This window comes from Paenibacillus macquariensis (genome assembly GCF_900156375.1).
In the GTDB taxonomy this organism is placed as follows: domain Bacteria; phylum Bacillota; class Bacilli; order Paenibacillales; family Paenibacillaceae; genus Paenibacillus_AQ; species Paenibacillus_AQ macquariensis.
In genome coordinates, this window is the sequence record NZ_FTNK01000008.1 from 125,024 (window position 1) to 146,517 (window position 21,494).

At 40.0% G+C, this 21,494-nt stretch carries 14 protein-coding genes; 7 read left to right on the forward strand and 7 right to left on the reverse strand.

Annotation, left to right across the window (positions count from 1 at the left end; translation table 11 throughout):
• Nucleotides 1–485: 485 nt before the first annotated feature.
• The gene (locus BW961_RS15735; protein ID WP_068579410.1) at nt 486–3,407 is read left to right on the forward strand and encodes an S-layer homology domain-containing protein; all 2,922 of its coding nucleotides are present in this window, start codon (nt 486–488) and stop codon (nt 3,405–3,407) included.
• Nucleotides 3,408–3,714: 307 nt separating this feature from the next.
• Here the strand turns inward: BW961_RS15735 and BW961_RS15740 are convergent, their stop codons facing one another.
• From BW961_RS15740 to BW961_RS15750, 3 genes are all read right to left on the reverse strand, one after another.
• The gene (locus BW961_RS15740) at nt 3,715–4,680 is read right to left on the reverse strand and encodes a LacI family DNA-binding transcriptional regulator (RefSeq protein WP_068579749.1); all 966 of its coding nucleotides are present in this window, start codon (nt 4,678–4,680) and stop codon (nt 3,715–3,717) included.
• Between the two features lie 98 nt (nt 4,681–4,778).
• On the reverse strand, nt 4,779–8,123 hold the full coding sequence (locus BW961_RS15745; RefSeq protein WP_068579413.1) for a GH36-type glycosyl hydrolase domain-containing protein: 3,345 nt from the start codon (nt 8,121–8,123) through the stop codon (nt 4,779–4,781).
• A gap of 17 nt (nt 8,124–8,140) precedes the next feature.
• On the reverse strand, nt 8,141–10,306 hold the full coding sequence (locus BW961_RS15750; RefSeq protein ID WP_068579416.1) for a glycoside hydrolase family 3 N-terminal domain-containing protein: 2,166 nt from the start codon (nt 10,304–10,306) through the stop codon (nt 8,141–8,143).
• A gap of 395 nt (nt 10,307–10,701) precedes the next feature.
• On the opposite strand from BW961_RS15750, the gene BW961_RS15755 reads away from it, so the two are divergent.
• The 3 genes from BW961_RS15755 (at nt 10,702) to BW961_RS15765 (ending at nt 13,785) form a co-directional block, all read left to right on the forward strand.
• The gene (locus BW961_RS15755; RefSeq protein ID WP_068579419.1) at nt 10,702–11,961 is read left to right on the forward strand and encodes a sugar ABC transporter substrate-binding protein; all 1,260 of its coding nucleotides are present in this window, start codon (nt 10,702–10,704) and stop codon (nt 11,959–11,961) included.
• 90 nt (nt 11,962–12,051) lie between these two features.
• A complete protein-coding gene (locus BW961_RS15760; protein WP_068579421.1) occupies nt 12,052–12,939 on the forward strand; it encodes a carbohydrate ABC transporter permease in 888 nt (295 codons plus the stop codon).
• 18 nt (nt 12,940–12,957) lie between these two features.
• Nucleotides 12,958–13,785: a carbohydrate ABC transporter permease gene (locus tag BW961_RS15765; RefSeq protein ID WP_068579424.1), complete on the forward strand. Its 828-nt coding sequence runs from the start codon at nt 12,958–12,960 to the stop codon at nt 13,783–13,785.
• Nucleotides 13,786–13,871: 86 nt separating this feature from the next.
• Here the strand turns inward: BW961_RS15765 and BW961_RS15770 are convergent, their stop codons facing one another.
• The 4 genes from BW961_RS15770 to BW961_RS15785 all read right to left on the reverse strand — a co-directional run bounded on the left by BW961_RS15770 (nt 13,872) and on the right by BW961_RS15785 (nt 17,656).
• Nucleotides 13,872–14,744, reverse strand: a complete 873-nt coding sequence (locus tag BW961_RS15770) for a carbohydrate ABC transporter permease (RefSeq protein WP_068579427.1) — start codon at nt 14,742–14,744, stop codon at nt 13,872–13,874.
• Nucleotides 14,745–14,767: 23 nt separating this feature from the next.
• Nucleotides 14,768–15,625: a carbohydrate ABC transporter permease gene (locus tag BW961_RS15775; RefSeq protein WP_068579430.1), complete on the reverse strand. Its 858-nt coding sequence runs from the start codon at nt 15,623–15,625 to the stop codon at nt 14,768–14,770.
• A 113-nt stretch (nt 15,626–15,738) separates the two neighbouring features.
• Complete coding sequence (locus tag BW961_RS15780; protein WP_068579432.1) at nt 15,739–17,088, reverse strand: ABC transporter substrate-binding protein; 1,350 nt, start codon at nt 17,086–17,088, stop codon at nt 15,739–15,741.
• 226 nt (nt 17,089–17,314) lie between these two features.
• Nucleotides 17,315–17,656 (reverse strand): hypothetical protein, encoded by a 342-nt coding sequence (locus tag BW961_RS15785; RefSeq protein ID WP_139331663.1) that lies wholly within the window; start codon nt 17,654–17,656, stop codon nt 17,315–17,317.
• Nucleotides 17,657–17,868: 212 nt separating this feature from the next.
• Here BW961_RS15785 and BW961_RS15790 point away from each other — a divergent pair, with 212 nt between their 5' ends.
• The 3 genes from BW961_RS15790 (at nt 17,869) to BW961_RS15800 (ending at nt 21,436) form a co-directional block, all read left to right on the forward strand.
• Nucleotides 17,869–18,498 carry a bifunctional 4-hydroxy-2-oxoglutarate aldolase/2-dehydro-3-deoxy-phosphogluconate aldolase gene (locus BW961_RS15790; RefSeq protein WP_068579437.1) on the forward strand — a complete coding sequence of 210 codons (630 nt, stop codon included), beginning with the start codon at nt 17,869–17,871 and terminating at the stop codon, nt 18,496–18,498.
• A gap of 329 nt (nt 18,499–18,827) precedes the next feature.
• Nucleotides 18,828–19,826: a globin-coupled sensor protein gene (locus BW961_RS15795; protein WP_068579440.1), complete on the forward strand. Its 999-nt coding sequence runs from the start codon at nt 18,828–18,830 to the stop codon at nt 19,824–19,826.
• Nucleotides 19,827–20,092: 266 nt separating this feature from the next.
• Nucleotides 20,093–21,436: a DEAD/DEAH box helicase gene (locus tag BW961_RS15800; RefSeq protein ID WP_068579443.1), complete on the forward strand. Its 1,344-nt coding sequence runs from the start codon at nt 20,093–20,095 to the stop codon at nt 21,434–21,436.
• The last annotated feature ends 58 nt before the right edge of the window (nt 21,437–21,494 follow it).

Sequence of the window (21,494 nt, forward strand, 5' to 3'; positions counted from 1 at the left end):
TATAACATCATTGCCTTTGGGTAATATACCCAAATATATGATACCTAGGAAGTTTTGAGAAATACATAATGTAAGACTAGATTACAGGATATAATCCTGTGAATATACTAAGAATCACTAGAAACTAGCAAATATACTTGTTTAATATTCTACATTAGGAGTTCTTTCGTTCTCTGCGGTGTGTAGTAGTGGTATTACACACATCGAGAGTTGGTGGAGGTGCGCCTTTTCATGTCGATATTTTAGGGCGTTAATTGGTGAAAATGTAATAGAGACTAAAGAACTAAGCATTCTTGAGGGGATTTTTTTTAGAAAAGTCGTGTGGGTATAATCGCCTATATAAATGTAAGAGGATTGTAATCACTGAATGTTAGCTAGAATTCAGATGATTTTATATAAGATGATGGATTATTTCAAGCCCTGTTTACTAGGGGGAGAGAATTTGTCACAACCTTCTTGAAAATACATGATAAGAGGAGAACTGAATGATGAAGATTAAAAGGAAATTATTATCTGTAATGTTGACTGGAGTAATGGTAGTTGGAATGATGCCACCTATATCTTACGCTGCTGAGGGAAGTAGCCCAGAGATCAATCTACCTGTGTTTTCGGATATGACGAACAACTGGTCGACGGGTGCACTCAACAATGCTGTAACGAATGGGTTGCTGAGCGGAGCAGATGGAAAGATTTCACCTAATGATAATTTGACCAGAGCCCAAATGGCAACTGTCATCGCACGTGCTTTTGGAGCTACTGCGAAAAATGATTTGAAGTTTGCAGACATCAAATCTACAGATTGGTATGCAGACAGTTTGGCAATTGCTAGTCAGATGAATGTCATCCAAGGTTCAGACGGAAAGATGAATCCCAACAAGGCGATCACTCGTCAAGAAGTGTTTGCTGTTATCGCAAGAGCATTGAAGTTACAACCTGCAACTACGATCAATAAGAATTTTGCAGATGTGAATGAAATATCCGATTGGGCAAAAGGTGATATTTATGCGATTGTAAATGGTGGATATATTCAGGGGTCCAATGGAAAGTTGAATCCTAAGGGATTGATTACGAGAGCAGAGTTTGCTCAAACCTTAGATAATATTCTAAAACAATATATTAGAACAGCAGGCGAATATACCACAGTTGCTGAAGGTAATATCATGGTGAATACACCGAATGTTACTTTGAAGAACGTAACAGTGAGTGGTGATCTCATTATTGGTGACGGTGTAGGTAATGGTGAGGTTACATTAGACAATGTGAAGGTTACCGGTCGAATGGTCGTTCGTGGTGGTGGGGTGAATTCCATTATTATCACAGGAACATCCAATGTGTCCAATGTGATCGTTGCAAGAATAGACGGCGCAGTTAGCGTTAAGGTTAAAGGCGATGCCAACGTTGGAATCGTGTATATAGATGATGGGTCCGACGACGTTCATATTGAAGGTACCGTTGGCAAAGTTGAGATTCATGCAGAAGATATTGTGGTTAGTACCATTGGCGCAAATATCAAAGATATTAATATTTCTGCTCAGAACTCGAAGGTCATTATCGATGCTAAATCAAAAGTGAATTCTGTAGATATTAATGCAGCAGCAAGTAAAACAAAAGTAGAGGTTGCGGGTGCGGTAGCTACTATTGTAACAGCTGCAGCAAATACTGAGATAACAGGTACAGGTACAGTAACGAGAGTGGAAGTACAGGGCGGTGCAACAGATTCCAAAATTGAAACTCCAAAGACGCAAATCGTAGTTAGTCCTGGCGTAACAGGTATTACAGGTGTCGGTGGTGTCCAAATTAGCGGAGGTACAACGGTAGGTGGAACAGCGAGTAACGTAGCAACAACGACTCCTCCAACATCTGGCGGTGGAAGTTCTAATGGTGGCGGTTCTGGTGGAGGTACAACTCCGGAAGTAGCAGACCTAACAGCATACAATGCGACTTTAGCAGCGGTTGTAAAAGCTGATTATACGCAAGAAAGCTGGACAATCTATCAAACGGTAGTATTGGCTAATGTAGTTACAGCAGCAAATACTCAAAGACAAGTAAATGCAGCCATAGCAGCAATCCAAGCGGCACAAAAAGCTTTAGTGAAGGTGGAAGCACCAGTAGTAACAGAAGCAAACGTAGCTAACTTAGAACAATTGAAAACAGCATTAGAATCAGAAGTAATTAAAACAATCAACATCACTACTAGTATTCCAGCAATCACTGAAACATTAGTAGTAAACCATGAAGTAACAATTAACGGTGGAGAAAATACGACACTTACCTTCACAGATGCACTTAACACACTAGCAAATGGACAAAGACAAGGAATACTAGTTCTTGCTAACGGAACAAAGATAAATAACCTGTCCGTTGTAATGGCAGGGGTAACAGGATGGCAGGGTGTATACGGAATCCAGGTTTATAAAGCAACAGAAGTAACACTTAAAGATGTAACGGCAAGAGGTGCAGATGGAGGTATTCTAGTAAACGCATCTGCAGTAACATTAGAAGGACAAACCACCGTTAGTGATAACGAATTTGGTGGGATTGAAGTATCGAATGCAACAGCAGATGTATTATCAAACTCAGTATTAACAGTTACTGGAACCTTAGTTAACAGTTCTGAAGTATATAAACAACCAACGATTTGGTTAGTGAATGATCAAGGAACAGTAACAGGTGGACCAGCAACAACAAATACAACGATCAAAGCTGATCAAACTCAATACTATTTGGTGGCGGACAATGCAAAAGCACCAGTAGTAACAGTAGCAAATGTAGCTACCGTAGAAGAATTGAAAACAGCATTAGCAACAGAAGCAATTAAAACAATAAATGTAACAGAAGATATTTCAGCTATCGCTGAAGCATTAGTAGTAAACCATGCAGTAACAATTAACGGTGGAGGTAAGACATTAACCTTCACAAATGCACTTAACGAACTGACAAACGGACAAAGACAAGGAATTCTTGTTCTTGCTAACGGAACAAAGGTAAATAGTCTGTCCGTTGTAATGGCAGGGGTAACAGGATGGCAGGGTGTATACGGAATCCAGGTTTATAAAGCAACAGAAGTAACACTTAAAGATGTAACGGCAAGAGGTGCAGATGGAGGTATTCTAGTAAACGCATCTGCAGTAACATTAGAAGGACAAACCACCGTTAGTGATAACGAATTTGGTGGGATTGAAGTATCAAAAGGTTCTGCAGAAGGACTATCAAACTCAGTATTAACGGTTACTGGAACTTTAGTTAACGATTCTGAAGCAACTGAACAACCAACAATTTGGTTAGTAATAGACCAAGGAGAAGTAGAAAGCGGACTAGAATTTAAAAATACAACGATTGATAATAAACAAATTCGATATTATTTGGAAGAGGAAAATGCAGCACCGACACCAGCTCCGGCGCCATAGGTAATGTAATGCACCAGCAGTAACAGAAGCATTAGCTGAGTCACTAAATTTCCATTGCCGTACTAATAACTTAGCACCCAAACCCGTCACTGATAAATATCTGTGACGGGTTTTTACGAAAGCCAAGCATAAAATTTTCCTCGCCATACTGACAAAATGGATCTTTATAAACTATTAGGTCTAAGCATTGTAAATCAGCGTGCTCTTTTGTACACTTCTCATCAATTTAATAAGCGCATAACATATGCAAATACAAAGACGAATCCTACCTTATTAGATAGGATTCGTCTTTGTCTGTAGGATAGAATTATACTGGATGTACAGAATCACCCTGAATTAAAGTGACATAAATTCGTTCCTGATCTACTTCTTCACAAGCGATAAGTTTTAATAATTGCTCTGAAGCGATGGAACCCCATTTGTGCTTTGAATAATCGATGGTGGCTAATCGAGGTTGTGTATATTGCGTTAGCTCCATGTTATCAAATCCGATCAGGTGGATATGCTCACCGATTCGGAAGTCACTTTTCTGAACGGCATTATACATACCGATGGACATTTCATCATTAAGACAGAAGACTGCAACGGGTTCGGTATAATCTTGCATGATTTGATGCGCCGCTTGTTCGCCAGATAATTTATCGAATTTCCCTTGAATGGAAATACATTCAATAGGTTGATTTCTATCGATCGTTTGCTTCACGGCTTGTAGTCGTTGATTCGAATCGAAAGAGTCAGGAGGTCCTGTAACAATATAAATTTTACGATGGCCTTGTTCAATTAAGTATTCAACAGCAAGTCCTGCCCCGGCTTTATTGTCGAGTAATACTTGGTTGATATTGGGGTGTATTAATTCTCTGTCGAGCACAACTAATTTATGACCACGATCCGCATGGAGTAGTAATTCCTCACTAGAGAATAATGCATCTAGAACGATAGCTCCGTCGATCATTTTCTCCGGCAAAAGACGATGCGACTGTTTGCCGCTACAGACGATTAAATCGTAGCCATTTTTGTTTAGAACTTCTTTCATGCCTTGTAATAAATCACCATAAAATACACCGTTGTAATCTGTTAAGAACGCACCGATAATTTTAGTCTCACGTCTTTTTAAATTTCGAGCAGCTGCATTAGGTACGTAATTTAATTCTTTTGCTATAGCTAATATTCTTGATGCGGTTTCCTCGGTGACTTTGGAACTCCTGTTTAGCGCATAAGAAACGGTCGAGATTGAGACCCCGGCTTTTTTAGCGATATCTTTAATACTGATCACGACATTCGCTCCTAACATTCTCTCCGTCATTATGATACTTCTTTATTCTAATACTATATCAAAGTTTATGGCGATCCCGAAAGATCGCCACATAAATTTTACATATAAATGTTGATTTCATTCATCGTTTCGTTCATCAAATCACCTAGTTGTTGCTCGCTGATTCGAATACCACCTTCACGATAACGGTTGGCTGTTTGCGTTGTAGCAACATCTTGTTCATTTACAGTGACACGGCTGATTGCTTGACCAGTAATATGGTAGACGAAGCGTACCTTATATCCGTTGAGTGTGAAGTCAAATTGCATACCATCACATGTTGTTGGTAGGACAGGATCTAGAATAAGATCGCCACCTTCATGACGAATACCTAAGCAGTTAGAGATCAATTGGTTCATGTAGATCCCAGGTCCGCTAGAGTAGATTCTCCAACCACCTTTGACAGCGACATCACCCGTACGTAATTCGTTGAACCGTTCCTGTGCTTCATAGCGGTTATTGAACTTCCCATCGGAGCTACTAAAGTAAGCGTTACTCTGACGTATTTCAGCATTCGGTACGACGTTTTGGATGCCAATAGGGTTAATCATGGCAAGGCCTTTCCAAGTTTCATCGGCTTTACCGAGCTTGGCCATAGCTTCAACGAAGCGGATGTGAGCATGAACGTATTGTAGACCGACTTCACGACCAAAGTTCGCTGCTTGTTCAGCACGCTTGAAGTTCGAGCTTACACCACCAACATATTGAGCTGGACGGTTCATCAGGCGAACGCCATCCGGACAATAAAGTTCTTTCTTAATAAGCTCATAGTGAGCGGCTGCTTGTTCTTCAGTTAGTAATTCACCGATCATACTGCGAGTCATCGGAAGCAGGCGGTATTGAATGCCAGTCTTCGTATCCGTAGGATGTAGCATCAATTCCGCTTGACCTGGTTCTTCCATATATACAAAGCCTGGAATGACATCGGTTTGCAACATATAGCGATTAAAGTCAGCTTTAATACCTGTAGCAAGATTGCTTAATTCAGCAGACATCGCTTCATCATGATGGGATAGCGCAGAAGATAGTTGGTTAAACACTTGATATGTGAGTGCAACGGTCCAACTGCTGACCATATATTGTTTCAATTGTGCATTCGCAGGCTGAAGCGTATCGTCCCAGTCACCATCGCCATAAGAAGATAAGTGCGTATCATGTAAGAAATGGCCTTTAATATAATCGATTTCTTTCTTAGCATGATCATAAATGCTTACTTTCTTCTCTGTTAATTCGCCTGTGTGACGGATGGAATAAGGCACTTCTTCTTGGAGAATGCTGTAATCCTTCGTGAAGTTCAGGTAGTCACCTAATATTTTGAGTGGCCACACAATAATATCGCCATGGCTTTCTTCTTGTTGAATTCGATAGTATTGATCGAACATGAACCATTGCGGCCAGTTGCCTTCATCTTCATATTGATGCGTGAACACCATCTTAATAATGTCACGTACTTCATCATATTTTTGAGTCGCCATGAAATATTCTATAGGACCTTGGCATACATCACGCGTACCCCATGCTGCACCACCATATTGCTCTAAACCGTGTGGAACGGAATAGTGTACTAGCATATTGTGTGTGTACCACCATGCTAGTGCGTTTACTTTTTGAATATCGTCGGTAAGGCCTTCGGGATGATTCAGGTTAAATCCGTTCATCACTTGCTCAAAGAACGCACGATACTGAGCGATCTCGGTAGTTGCATCGGAAGTTCCGAAAGGAATAAATTCACCATCAATTAATCCTTGAGCAGTCATATGCCACTCGCTTGTCGTAGATAGTTCAAGGACTACAAGTGAAGTTGATCCGGCATCTACATGTGAAGCCATCGAGGTCTCGTCTTGGACCGTCATATCAGCACCTGTAAACTTCATGCGATAGCAGAGCTCCGGAAGTGTATTGGCACTATCGGAAGCTGAATCTGCACGGAATGTAAGTACGGAATCAGACTGTTCCATGTGATAAGGTGTAACGTACTCATTGTTGTTCATTACGACTTGATTTGTTACGAGATAACGATAAGCTTTGCCACTTGCAGAACGAACTTGTAAGTGCAATTCCGGTGTGTTTACCGTTGTATGATTCGTAATAACGATCATATCGTCAGCCATTTTGTAGTGCCAGCGAGCATAGTTGAAGCCCATTTCGAACATGGAAGGCATAGTGAGTAGGTGATAGGTACCTTCGATTTCGATGTAAATGCGTTGACCAGATGTTTTCATCACGTTCAGTGCGTTACGAGCATTCGTTATCATTTTATTGCAAGACGTATTTCCAACAACCAATTGTGAGTTGAATATACCATACATGTAAGATGTTGTTGTTAAGATTTTACTATTTAAACGCGCGTTATCCCCAGTCATTAGAATGTGACCATGAGGGCGTTCTACGAGTAATTCTTTTGCTTTCAATACAATATGTTCGTGCGTATCCGTAAAGAAGGACAATAGTTCTTCGCCGTTCCACTCTTCTTGGTGACGATTAGGGAAGAGTGTTTTCACTTCTTCTAATGTCATCGATTCCGTTGCTAGTGGTGAAGCGATATGCGATCCAATGCTTACTTTACTAATGGAGATGGTTTCAGCTATTTGTAGTTCAGATACGTAAGCCCATGCTTCTGCAATTTCTTGATTGAATTCAAGGGATGTAATGGCGTTCGGATGATCTGGTCTGAATAGCCCGTAGAATACAAAATTTGCAGTCCCATCGAGTGTTACCTGTTCTGATTGCAAAGCAGTATAAGCAAATTCATATTGATAGACTTCATTATTTAATTGTGTCTGCTGAAGAGCAGCAGCTTGGTTCGTAGATTTATAAGATAGTCCAAAGAATTGGAAGCCGTCTGTTGAGAAGCCTACGGACTTCGTTAATGAACCTTGTTGGATATAAGGGAACGCGCCGCCTTGTGGCATGTTCTGACGTGAGCATACGACGTAACCTTTATCAGCATCTTCAAACATGGCATGGTCAATATACTGAGAGAGATAGGCTTCGTTCGAGCGTACAGCTGCTTGATCTGCTAGACCCATATCTTGTCCGTAAATGATATCAACAACTTCGCCTTGTCCTTCAACTTGAACATCCCAGAACCAAATGTTCATCGGTGTTAACGTGAATGTTACACGATAACGAAGGGATTCAAATATGCCGTTATAGATCACTTGAGAGTCAGTATAGCTTACCTCACTAGTTGATTGAATACCAAGTAGTGGTGTGATATTCATGCCTGATTCGTTGTGTATACGAAGGTATAAATTGTTTAGTGATCCATCTAAAGGATTGGCGATCCATTGATTAATCATCGTCTTATTCATAAGTATTTCACGGATATCTCCGCTATTCATAAATGTAAAGGCTAAGTTATTTGATGTTATCTGGAAATTCGAAGTATTCCTAGCTGTCATTGTCCTCACTCGCTTTCTTACTTAATTAATGTAAATTTCAGTTCCGTAACGTCTTTACTATTACTGCCGATATAGGCATAGAAGTCGCCTGAGTCGCTCTTGTATTCTAAGTTTGAATGATGATAGCGAAGCTGTTCTTCCGTTAAGGTAAAGGTAAGTTCTTGACTCTCTTTTGGTTCTAATATGATTTTGCGGAAAGCCTTCAATTCTTTGACTGGACGAACCACTTCTCCAGCTATGTCACGGATATATAATTGTACAAGCTCTTCACCTGTACATTCTCCTGTGTTGGTGACACGCACTTTGATAGTCAAAGGTTGTTCCATCGTCATCGTTGTAGAGGACACAGAAGCTTCGCTATATTCAAAGCTTGTATAGCTAAGACCATAACCGAAAGGTAATAGCGGTTCATTTGGGATGTCCAAGTACTGCGATACATAACGGACTTGTGCATCTGGTGCACCCTGTGGACGACCTGTATTGAAATGATTGTAATAGACAGGTACTTGACCTACTGAATATGGGAATGACATGGTTAATCGAGCCGATGGATTTCTTCTGCCATATAATAAATCAGCAATAGCTGCTCCGCCTTCAGTTCCTGGATACCAAGCTTCAAGTACGGCATCCACTTGGTCGTAGACCCCGTGTAAATCGAGTGGGCGACCGTTAAAGAGAATCGTAACCATAGGCTTGTTCAACGATTGTAATGTAGCGATTAAGTCAAGTTGAATTTGCGGCAGACGAATATCTGCAAGGCTACCAGCTTCGCCGCTCATGTCGGAATGCTCACCTAATGCGAGCACAATGACATCGGCATGCTGTGCTGCTAATAATGCTTCTGCCAATTGAGCTTCAGTCCCTGTCTCAATATCGCAACCTTGTGCGGTAGTGATATTCGTAGAACCTACTAGATTGACCATACCGGTATATAACTGGATAGCTTCTTCTTTCGATCCCAGCCATGACCATGGACCGAGGATATCCCCGCTTTGAGCGAATGGACCTATCAAGGCTATCTTTTGCTCTTCCTTTAAAGGTAGAACATTGTCATTCTTCAATAACACACAAGATTTAGCAGCTGCATCACGCGCAGCTTCACGATGAGTTTCTGATAATATAAGCTCTTCTTCAAGTTCGATACTCGCACCACGATGTGGGTTATCGAACAAGCCTAGTTTGTGTTTCAATTTCAAAATACGCATGACGGCTTCATCAACGAGGGATTCATTCACTTGACCGTTCTCAATGAGTCCTTTTAGATGATGTTCATAGGCAGGTGTCATCATTTCAATATCAACACCAGCTTGAATAGCTTTATATGCAGCTTCAGCTTCATCCGCAGCAATCCCGTGAGGAATCATCTCTTTCACTGCGCCCCAATCAGAAATCAAGACACCATCAAAGCCCCATTCATCGCGAAGTAAGTCTCTCATTAGACGACGGTTTCCAGTAGCTGGTATGCCATCGACCGTATTAAATGCTGTCATCACCATCTCGCAACCTTCATCTAATGCTGCGCGGTAAGCCGGGAGATAGGATTCGCGCAATTGGCGTTCGGACATATCCACCGTATTGTAGTCACGACCACCTTCTGATGCACCGTAAGCGGCGAAATGTTTCACACATGCGGCTACACGAGTATGATCTTGTGTTAAATCAGTTCCTTGGAAGCCTCTTACGAAAGCTCGTGCAAATTCACTATTAAGGAAAGGATCTTCTCCGGTAGATTCCATAACTCTTCCCCAACGTGGATCACGTACGAGGTCAACCATCGGTGCGAACGTTACGTGTACACCAGCGGCTGAAGCTTCTGCAGCGGCAATTGCAGCAGTGTTCTCAGCCATGTCCATATCCCATGAGCAACCGATAGCAAGTGGGACTGGGAAGATCGTTTTATATCCATGAACAATATCCGCCATCATTAATAATGGAATACCTAGGCGATTATTTTTCAAATGTGCTTCTTGTACTTGTATGACTTCCTTAGCTCCGGTTAACCCTAATACGGAACCTGTATTTCGAATTGAATGATCTGTTATTCCAAGAGCCTCCATAGGCCCTGTAATTTCACCTTGGCTTTCGGCGCCTTCAAAAAACGGTCCGGCCAACTGAAGGAGCTGACTAATTTTTTCTTCTATAGACATTTGATTGATTAATGTACGTAACTGTTGTTCTGGCATATGATTCCCTCCATCTTGTAAAGCTATAAACGTTTTTTAGGAACATTATAGATTGTCGAAACGTTTCTATGATCGACAAAGACCATTATAAACACCTTTAAATGAGGAGTCAACCCATCTTATATAATAATGAAAACGTTTCGAAAAAATAAAATTAACCACTTGAATACGATTTCATCCTGTTATATAATGACTATCGAAACGTTTATATTACAAGTTCAACGATTTTATATTGTTTAATTGAGTTGATAGAAACGTTTGTTAGAATGATTTAGTTAGTTATGGGAATTAAAGGTTAGTATTACTGTTATTCCGAAGGAGGCCGGTCTAGCCTTATATTAGACAAGAGATTGAAGAGGTATATTAACTAATCATGACCTAGGAGGAAATTAAATATGCGTAAAAAAACATTAGCAACCGGATTAGCATCTACTGTACTTGTTATGGGTGTCCTTACAGGATGTGGAGCAAATTCAGCAGACACAGGTAACGCAAGTGATAAAAAGACAACCATTAATGTATGGGGTATGGGTGAGGAAGCTAAATCGATTCCAAAAATCGCTGAACTCTTTGAAGCAGAAAATCCAAATATTAAAGTTGAGGTACAAACATTACCTTGGGATACAGCACATGACAAATTGTTAACAGCTGTTGCATCCAAGAAAGGTCCAGACGTTGTGCAGATGGGTACAACTTGGATTCCGGAATTCGCAAATGCCAAAGCATTGATGGACTTAACACCATATTTAGATAAATACCCTGGATTGAAACAAGAGAACTTTTATCCTGGTTCTGTTGCAACGGGAACATTTGAAGGTACTTATGTAAGCGCACCTTGGTACATCGATACTCGTGTTCTTTATTATCGTACGGACCTATTAAAAGAAGTAGGTTATAATCAAGCACCAAAAACATGGGATGAAATGCTTGATGCTTCTAAGAAATTAGCTGCTCGTGGCGCAGGGAAGTACGGATTCTCCCTTGATGTGAAAGAACAATCTCTAGCATTTATGTTAGCACGTCAAAATGGTTCCAAATTGTTTGATGCAGACGGTAAACCGTTATTCAATCAACCGGAATTTGTAGGTTCAGTTAAGTACATGCAACAATTCTTTACAGATAAATCCGCTCCAATGGATCTTGGTATCGATGCGATTCAAGGATTCCGTGGCGAAGGCGTGTCACCAATGTTCATCAGTGGACCTTGGATGGTTAATTTGATTCAAGAACAAGCGCCTGAACTTGAAGGTAAATGGGCAACAGCGGTGTTACCAACAGGTAAAGAAAACAATTTCTCATCTCTTGGTGGAGCAAATATGTCCGTATTCCAATTCACTAAAAATCAAGATGCATCACTGAAATTTGTAGAGTTCATGGCGAAGCCTGAAATCCAATTGAAGTGGATGGAATTGACGAAATCTCTTCCTTCTACGAAAGAAGCTTGGAACAATCCTGTTCTTCAAAATGATGCGAATTACAAAGTGTTCGGTGAGCAGTTAGCAACAGCAATTCCAATGCCATCTACAAAAACATTTGAAGAAACGGCACAAAGTTTCTTGAGTAGCTTTGAAAAAGTGTACCGTACACCAGGTATTGATATTCAAAAAGAAATGGATGAATTCAATAAAAAAGCGGAATCTATCATTAATAAATAATAATGAATAATGAGGCTAACCTGCTACGATAGCAGGTTAGCATGCTCATTGTCTGTTCATTGGAACCTGAGTAAAGGAAGTGACTAGGGTATGAAAGGTTTCACATCAAGAAAAGCGCCTTATTTATTTATTGCACCTGCGATTATATTACTCACTGTATTTTCGTTGCTACCTATCTTTGTGGCCTTGTTCATCAGCTTCACGGATATGGACTTGGCGGGATTAGCAGACTATTCAAATTTGAGCTTTGTTGGTATCAAGAACTATATTAATGTGCTGTCGGATCCGGTTTTCTTGAAAGCCATTTTTAACACGTTATTTTACGTTATTATTGGTGTTCCGTTGGTTATTCTAACATCACTTAGTGTTGCTTTATTGATTAACTTAGGGAAGTCTAAACTTTTCAAAGTGTTTCGTGTTGTCTTTTATTTACCCTCGGTTACGAACGTAGTAGCTGTAGCAGTTGTATGGGCTTATTTGTACAACCCAGCTTTTGGTTTATTTAATTACATTTTAGAATCTATGAATTTGTCTGCCATTCCGTGGCTAACCGAGCCTACGGTCGCTAAGATATCATTGATTCTCATGGCTCTATGGAGAGCGGTAGGTCTAAATATGATCATTTTCATTGCGGCATTGCAAGGGATTCCAAGGTCTTACTATGAAGCTGCGGAATTGGATGGTGCGAATACCTGGCAGCAGATTAGGGCAATCACACTTCCGATGTTGCGCTTTGCAATCTTCTTCGTATCGATTACGACAATGATTGGATGGTTACAGTTCTTCGAAGAACCGTTCATTATGACGAAGGGTGGACCATTGGATGGTACGATGTCAGCTGCTTTGTTTATTTATAAGAATGGTTTCCAATTAAGTAACTTTGGATATGCAGCAGCAGGATCATTTGTCTTATTTATCGCAGTCATCGCGGTAACGTTGGTTCAATACAAAGTACAGAATAAAGAATCAGATTATTAATAGAGCGGTGGTGAACCGATGAAAGGCAATAATAAAGATAGATTATTTCAATGGATTGCAGGGATTGTATTAACAATCGGGGGAATCATGTTTGTACTTCCATTTATTTGGATGATCTTATCATCCTTTAAGACGGAAAGTGAAGTTATCTTGATTCCGCCGACATTATGGCCGCAGGATTTGACGTTTGAGAACTATAAGAATTTATTTGCAAATATGAATTTCGCTGTGTATTTGAAAAATACATTGATCATCGTCCTGTTCGCATTCTTTGGGATGTTCCTCAATGCGATGGCTGGTTTTGGCTTTGCTAAGTATAACTTTAAAGGGAAAAATGGTATTTTCTTTATGGTGTTAGCAACAATGATGATTCCGAGCCAAGTTACTATGATCCCAGTATATTTGATCTTGAATAAACTGAATTTGACGAACACGATGCTTGGGATTGTATTACCTGGTCTCGTGGGGGCATTTGGGATTTTCTTATTCCGCCAGTTTATGACGACGATTCCAGATGAGATTATAGAAGCGACACGACTTGATGGTGCTAGTGAATTCAGAACCTTCATTCAAATCATTCTTCCTGTTTCCAAGCCTATTCTTGCTGTACAAGCCATTCTTGCTTTTATCGGTGGATGGAACAGCTTCCTATGGCCGTTAATTATGGCGAACGATGAGAAGTTATATACTTTGTCCGTCGGTCTCTCATTACTGAAAAGTCAGTACGGAGGAAACTTTGCCTTACAGATGGCAGGTGCAACCTTTATGGTTATGCCGATTATCATCGTATTTATTATTTTCCAGAAGAACATTATTGAGAGTTACACGACTAGCGGTTTGAAATAATCATACAATGGTACAGAAAAGGGGTGTCCTACAGACCGTAATGGTTTGTAGGGCACCCCTTTTACCTCTGATCTAGAATAGACTGGTTATCCTTTGATCGCACCTTCAGTTAATCCTTTTTCGATGAACTTGGAGATGAACAGATAAATAATTAATACGGGTATGACGGTAAGCGCTACAGCCGTTGCCATGAGTCCGAAGTCAGTTCCATATTGCGAGCTGATCTCATTCAACAATGCGACAATGGGACGAACGCTCTCTTTATTAACAAAGATCAATGCAGAGAACAAGTCATTATAGGACCACAAGAACACGAAAATACTTACGGATGCAAATGCTGGTCTAGATACTGGAAAAAAGATCTTAACGAACATCTGCCACCTATTGCACCCATCAATAAACGCTGCTTCTTCCAGTTCTTTGGCGATCGTCGTCATATATCCTGCAATAACTAATGTTGCAAAGGTTAAGTTACCTGCTGTTTGTGGCAAAATCAATCCCCAATACGTGTTAACTAAACCCGTCTTGATAAGAATCTCATAAACAGGAACGACAGTCGCGAAAGCAGGGATAAGTAAAGTTGCATAGAGAAGCGAGTATATAGGTCTCTTGGCTTTAAAAGTAAACCTAGACAACACATACGCTGCTAATCCACCAAACAGTAGAACGAATAATACGGTTCCTCCGGACATGATCAAGCTGTTGATATAACTCTTACCTATGTTTATTCGATCAAATGCAGTCGTGTAGTTAACAAGCACTGGTTCTAACGCTAATGAGAACGACTTATTCATAACATCACTAGAGACCTTAAACGAGTTATTAACAATCCAGAATAGTGGATAAATTGTCGTTAAGGACCATGCGGTTAATACAATGTACATGAAGAGGGTCCCTAGACTGAATCGGCTGGTTTTAACTCGCCTTATAGTATGTTCATTGTTAATGACTGGTTGCATAAAATAACACCCCTAATAACGGCTTAGTATGTGATTTCTTCGCTTTTCAATAAACGATTGGCAAGTAATGCTAATATGACACCGAGAACAACCATATAAATTGCAATCGTGGAACCATAACCGAAGTTCTGATCGACTAGCGCTTTTTTATACATATATGTTCCCAATACTTCTGTATTATTCTTTCCTCTAGAAACGACCCACACGAACTCGAATACTTTCATGCTACCAGTAATAGCTAACGTAATAACAACCTTTATGTCACTCAAAATTAATGGGATTGTGAGCTTCGTCATCTTCTGGAATCCCTTGATTCCCTCAAGCTTGGCGGCCTCGTAATAATCGTTAGGTATTTTCGACATAGCGGTTAAGAATAATACAAAATAAAAACCAACATAGTGCCATACGGTAGGGACTGCGACTGCTTTCAATGCATTACTTTCACTCAGCCATAGTACTTTCTCTAATCCAAGGTTAGCCAAAATACTATTTAACAAACCGAAATTATAGTTGTAGAAGAGAACGAATAACAACGAAATAGCAGTACCAGAGATTACGACTGGAAAGAAAAATACAGTGCGGAAAAACCCCTGAAATTTACTGATATTATCTACCATTACAGCAAGTACTAAGGCAATCCCAACCTGAAATATAATGACATATAACATGAGTTCTAAGGTATGCAATGTTGATGCACCTAGGAGGCTATCCGATGTTAACCGCTCATAGTTATCCCAACCAACAAATTTCTTGTCAAAGAATCCCTTTGTACGAAAGAAGCTAAGATAAAGACTCTTGAAGAATGGATAATATAAAAAGATCGACATAAACGCTGCCATAGGGAACAAGAATATTAAGATATACTTTCTATCGCCCTTCATATTTATCACCTTTGATGTTTATTTTCTTCCATTTTTAATTAAAAGATTACGCCGCCTGGAAAAGAAGGGCGGCGTACTTTATGCAAGATTAGATCATATTTACAATAAAATGATTACTTTTTGTTTGCATCCTCGATTGCCTTCGCTTCTTTAAGTGCGTCAGCTGGAGACTTCTTACCTGTTACAACTTGTTGAACAGCAGCACGTAGCGTAGAGAATGTTTCTGGTGCAATTTTGCTATCCACTGGGTTGTTGATCGAAGTGGAGTTAGCTGCCATTGCCATACCATCATTTGCAGCTTGTGCTAAGCCAGTGATTTCAACATTCGCAGCAGGAGTACCACCGTTTGCCACAGCAATCTTTTGAATAGTAGCAGGTGAAGTCAAGTGTTTCATCAAAGCGATAGCAGCATCTTTCTTATCTGCATTATCATAAGTTGCTTTAGTTAGATAGAAACCAGAACCAAAGCCACCGATGATGTCTTTTCCGCTACCAAGGCCACCAGGAACGACTGGGAAAGGAATGACCGTTGTATTGTCTTTAACTGCAGCATCTGCGAAACCACCAAATGCCCATGATCCTTCAAGAATCATTGCAGCTTTACCTGTGCCATAGTAATTAGAAGCCATACCAAGGTCGATTGTAGCAGCATCTTTAGGGAATGCGCCAAGGTCATAAAGTTCCTTCATAGCAGCATAGCCTTTTTCCCAATTAGGGTCGATTCCATCTTTCAAGCCTTTTGCTTGACCTGCAGGACCTGCAGCCGACAAGATGAAGTGTTCAACTACATAATGTGATTGGTCGAATGGAGCAGCCAATGGGATGATACCTTTAGCAGCGAAAGTTTGAACTGCTTTTTTCATTTTGTCCCAATCGGTTGGAAGTTCAAGGTTGTTATCTTTAAACAATTGCTTGTTTACAAATAGACCTTCGTAGAAACCAGTTAATGGAATAGCGTAGATGTTACCATCCGCTTGTCTTGTATTCTCAAGAGCACTTGGAGTGAAGCCATTTTTCCATTCAGCATCAGCATCAAGGATATCGTTCATAGGAACGACTTTGCCAGCATCAACAAAACCTTGAGCATCAATACCTGCGAAGTAGAATAGTAAGTCAGGCTCATTGCCTGAGTTCATATCCGTGTTAACTTTTGTTCTGAAACCGTCATCATTTGCGGACATGGTATCATTATTTATTTTTACATTTGGATTCTTAGCTGTGAATTCATCTAAAGCAGCTTGGAAAGCTTCACGCGCTGTGTCTGTACCACCGAATGTCGAGAAAACACGTAATGAAACGTCTTTTTTCGGTTCTTCTGGTTTGGGATCCTCTGTTTTTGGAGTTTCTACTTCTTTCGGAGTTTCACTTGGAGCGTTCTTAGCTGTGTTGTTACCACCACATGCTGCCAAGAACATTGTGAAGATTAACAACATATTGATAAGAACTAACGATGGTTTTTTCACTTTCTAAATCCCCCTTTAAAATGATATAAATGGAAATGTATGCGCTACCACGTTGTCACCATGATATTATGATAATCTCCTAATTATTGCAATATGATCCAGGGGATACATTTGAATATACAGGGATACAATCTTCTAATAATTTATGAAATATGAAAACTCCCTGACTCGGATGTGGTCCGATCAGGGAGTTTTCATATTGATATGAAGGAACAATATGTTCGATTTATTCTTTCGGAAGCTGCTTATTGAGCGTAGAGGTTTTAATAGCTAACTGTTTGGATAACTCAGCTTGTGAAGATTTACTTTGTTTGATATCTTCTTTCAATTTATTGATTCGACTCATTTTATTGCTTAAGTCGTAAGCTGAAGTACTTAATTTCACATCATTTTGTAATTGATTTATTTTTGCTAATGCCTTTTCTGTTCTTTTCTTTTCATGATTACTTTTGCTTTGGATTTCAGCTATTTCTTTAGTTAAGTTACTTACAACAGATTTCGTGAAACTTATAGCCATTTGGACAGCTCCTAATTGTAATATAGATTCACACCATTCTACTATAAACATCTGAGATTCACCAATAATGGAATGACATTAAGACTGAGTTATAAAAGCTTTTCCCATGGATTGGAACGTGCTAATGTATACGGAGCACTAGCGACGCAATTCCAAGGTGATTGGGCAGGTTTGCCTAAAGTAGCTTATCGAACTTGAATTGATGTTGCAGGGGATGAAGCGCATGACAAGATAAGGGTCGAAAGTAAGAAAGGGGATGTCCTATGGATTTTATGGAATCGTTGAAAGAAACGAAGATCATCGCTATCGTTAGAGGGATACCGGAAGATAAGGCAGATGCAGCGGTTGAAGCTTTATGGGAAGGGGGAGTCCGTTTCCTCGAGGTCACGATGAATACGCCAGGTGCCTTGAATATTATTCGACGTTGGCGAGATCGGTTCGATGGTCGGGTGAATATTGGAGCAGGTACGGTAATTGATGCAGATCTTGCCTCTGCAGCGATCAAGGCGGGTGCTGAGTTCTTGATCACACCCAATACGGATGAAGATACCATTAAGCATGCAGTGAACGCAGGTATTCCAATTGTTCCAGGTGCAATGACACCAACCGAAATCGTACAAGCTTGGAAGTTCGGGGCACAAGCCGTTAAAGTGTTCCCTTCAGGGACATTAGGCGCTTCGTACATTAAAGAGTTGCAAGGTCCCCTTTCGCACATTCCAATGGTGGCGACAGGTGGTGTGACCTTGGATAATATGGCTACTTATGTGGCTTCGGGGGCGTACGCCTTCGGATTAGGCGGTAGTCTAGTCAATCTTTCTTGGATTGAAGCAGGAGAGTATGAGCGATTGAAAGAACATGCGGCAAGTTACGTGGCCGCTGCGAGATCACTATAGATATATTAAGTGCTTCCCACCACGCCTCCATACTGCGCGTACTAAGGTGGGATTTTTTTATGAAATGACCTTTAGTGACACAAAATGATTTATTTCGATCTAAAATGAGGGATTTATTGTAAATAAAGGCTAATAAACATATAATGATTTCAATATGTATTTCAACTTATAGCATTTTATAGCATTAATTAGGAGCATTAAACTTATCTTTTATTTAGATTCTATAGGATGACACGGGATGTTATGAAAAGGAAAATCAAGAAAATTGTCGAATTATATAACAAATGGATTTATAGCGATATGAAATGAATTGCATTGGAGGAATCATCATGATTCAAGTTACAGAATCAAGAAAAAAACAATTGGATTATACGGGAATTACTGAATCAGATTTACAGTATTTAAGTGAACAGAAAGAACATTTCAAAGTCATTACGGATGTAGTAGTCGATGATCTTTATGATCGTATTTTTGAACAGCCTGAGCTAGTAGCAATTATAAATAAGCATAGTTCAATAGAAGCCCTTAAAAAGACGCAAAGATGGTACTTCATGACCATGGTAGAAGGTACAATCGATATGGAATTTATTGAAAAGAGACTGTTTATCGGCAAGGTACACTCCCGCATAGGGCTTAAGACAAATTGGTACTTGGGTACATATATGACCTATTTAAATCTGGCTATTGAAAACCTGAGACAGGTTGCTCCTGAGAATTGGATGACGATTGTACTTAGCCTTTCTAAAATGTTTAATTTTGATTCTCAGTTGGTATTAGAATCTTATGAACAAGATGAAAAGAAGAAGGTTGAAGAATTATCTGAAGAACGACAAGATACCCTTATCAAAATAAATAAGGCCGTGCAGGAACTTGTAACGATGATGGTAGAGTTAAGTGGTAGTAGTCAGTCCATAGCCGAAACAGCGACGAATACTGCTGATCTTCAAGATCAAGCTTATGGAAAAGTTAATTTACTTCGTTCAAAGATTGGTGAAATAGCAGTTGTGGGAGACTTATTACAACAAGTATCAGATCAGAGTCATTTGCTTGGGTTGAATGCAGCGATTGAAGCAGCACATGCGAAAGAGTTCGGCAGAGGGTTCGGCGTAGTAGCAGACGAAATTCGTAAATTAGCATTACATTCTAAAGAGTCTTTGAAGGAAATTAAACTCACAATAAATGAGATTTCTAAGGTTCTACAAGAAGTAATGAAGGATTCAGAGAGAACGACCTTACTAGCAAGGGAGCAAGCGGCAAGCTCTCAAGAATTAACTGCCTTTGTTAGTATGATAGAATCGGTTACGGAACAATTAGAAAATATTAAATAACAAATACGTATGGTCGATGTGGGCTAGGAAATAATAAATGGTAGATATTGTAGATAATTGCGACCTTGAAGCGGGTGAATTCCCGCTTTTTTCGTATGTTTACATAAAAAGATGTTGTAATGGATCAGGATTTGTTACCATAAGGGAGCCCAATTGTGGTATCCTTATATGTTATGACGTAAATGGACGGTTTCCTGGGGATGCTACAAGAGAATGTTGAAAGTTACGTGAACCAGAATATATGTATTGAAAATTAAGGAGACAACATGACATTTAATGATTTGAAACTTATACCAGAGATATTAAAGGCTCTAAGCAATGAGAACTATACTGCACCAACACCAATTCAGGAACAATCGATTCCAGCTGTATTAGAAGGCAGAGATTTACTTGGCTGTGCTCAGACGGGAACAGGGAAGACAGCGGCATTTTCTTTGCCGATCATCCAACTATTAAGCGCACAGAAGAGTAAACCAAGCACAATACGCCGTATTCGTTCTTTGATTCTGACACCGACTAGAGAACTGGCACTTCAGATTTCGGACAATATTCAAGCGTATAGTAAATTTACCGATTTGCGTTGTACTGCGATCGTTGGTGGTGTATCCCAAAAAGTACAAGAGCGAGCACTAAATAATGGTGCAGATATTATTATCGCAACGCCAGGTAGATTGATCGATTTGATTAATCAAAAACGTATTGATTTGCAACATGTACAAATATTAGTACTTGATGAAGCGGATCGTATGCTCGATATGGGCTTTATTCATGACGTGAAGAGAATTATTACGAAAATGCCAGCGAAGAGACAAACACTTTTCTTCTCAGCAACGATGCCTCCAGAAATAACTAAAATGGTTAAAACGTTACTGAATAATCCAGTGAAGGTAGAAATCACGCCAGTGTCATCTACAGTGGATAGAATAACGCAATCTCTTTATATGGTAGACAAGGCTAACAAACAAAAACAATTGAATCACTTGTTGCAAGATGAATCTATTGTTTCAGCACTTGTGTTTACCCGTACGAAGCATGGCGCTGACCGTGTTGTACGTGAACTAGATAAAGTTAAAATTCCGGCTCAGGCCATTCATGGTAACAAATCTCAGAATGCACGCCAACTTGCACTTAGTAATTTCAGAAGTGGTGTAACGCGTGTATTGGTAGCTACAGATATCGCGGCAAGAGGAATTGATATTGATGAACTTTCACATGTAATCAACTTCAACCTTCCGAATATTCCGGAGACCTACGTTCATCGCATCGGTCGTACGGGTAGAGCTGGATTAAGTGGGGTTGCGATTTCATTTTGTGAGCATGAAGAGATTCCATTCCTTAAGGATATTGAGAAATTGATCGGGAAGACCATTCCCGAAGTGAAAGACAATCCGTTTCCGATGTTGATTACGACTGAGCCTGTAAAAAAAGCAGCTTTAGGATCATCGAAGGCAGCTGTTTCCAAACCATCTAATCCTAAGGCAAACCCTACACGCAAGCCTAAGTCGGAGTGGTTTACAAAAGGAAGTAAATCGGGTGGTAACTCAAGTAGTAGACCGAGCGGTAATTCGAGTAGACCGAGCAGTAGACCAACTAGTAAGCCGAGTAGATAAACCTTATGTTCCTGTTTAGCTTTGAAAGTGTAGAGCAATAATAGACATTTATAAGGTA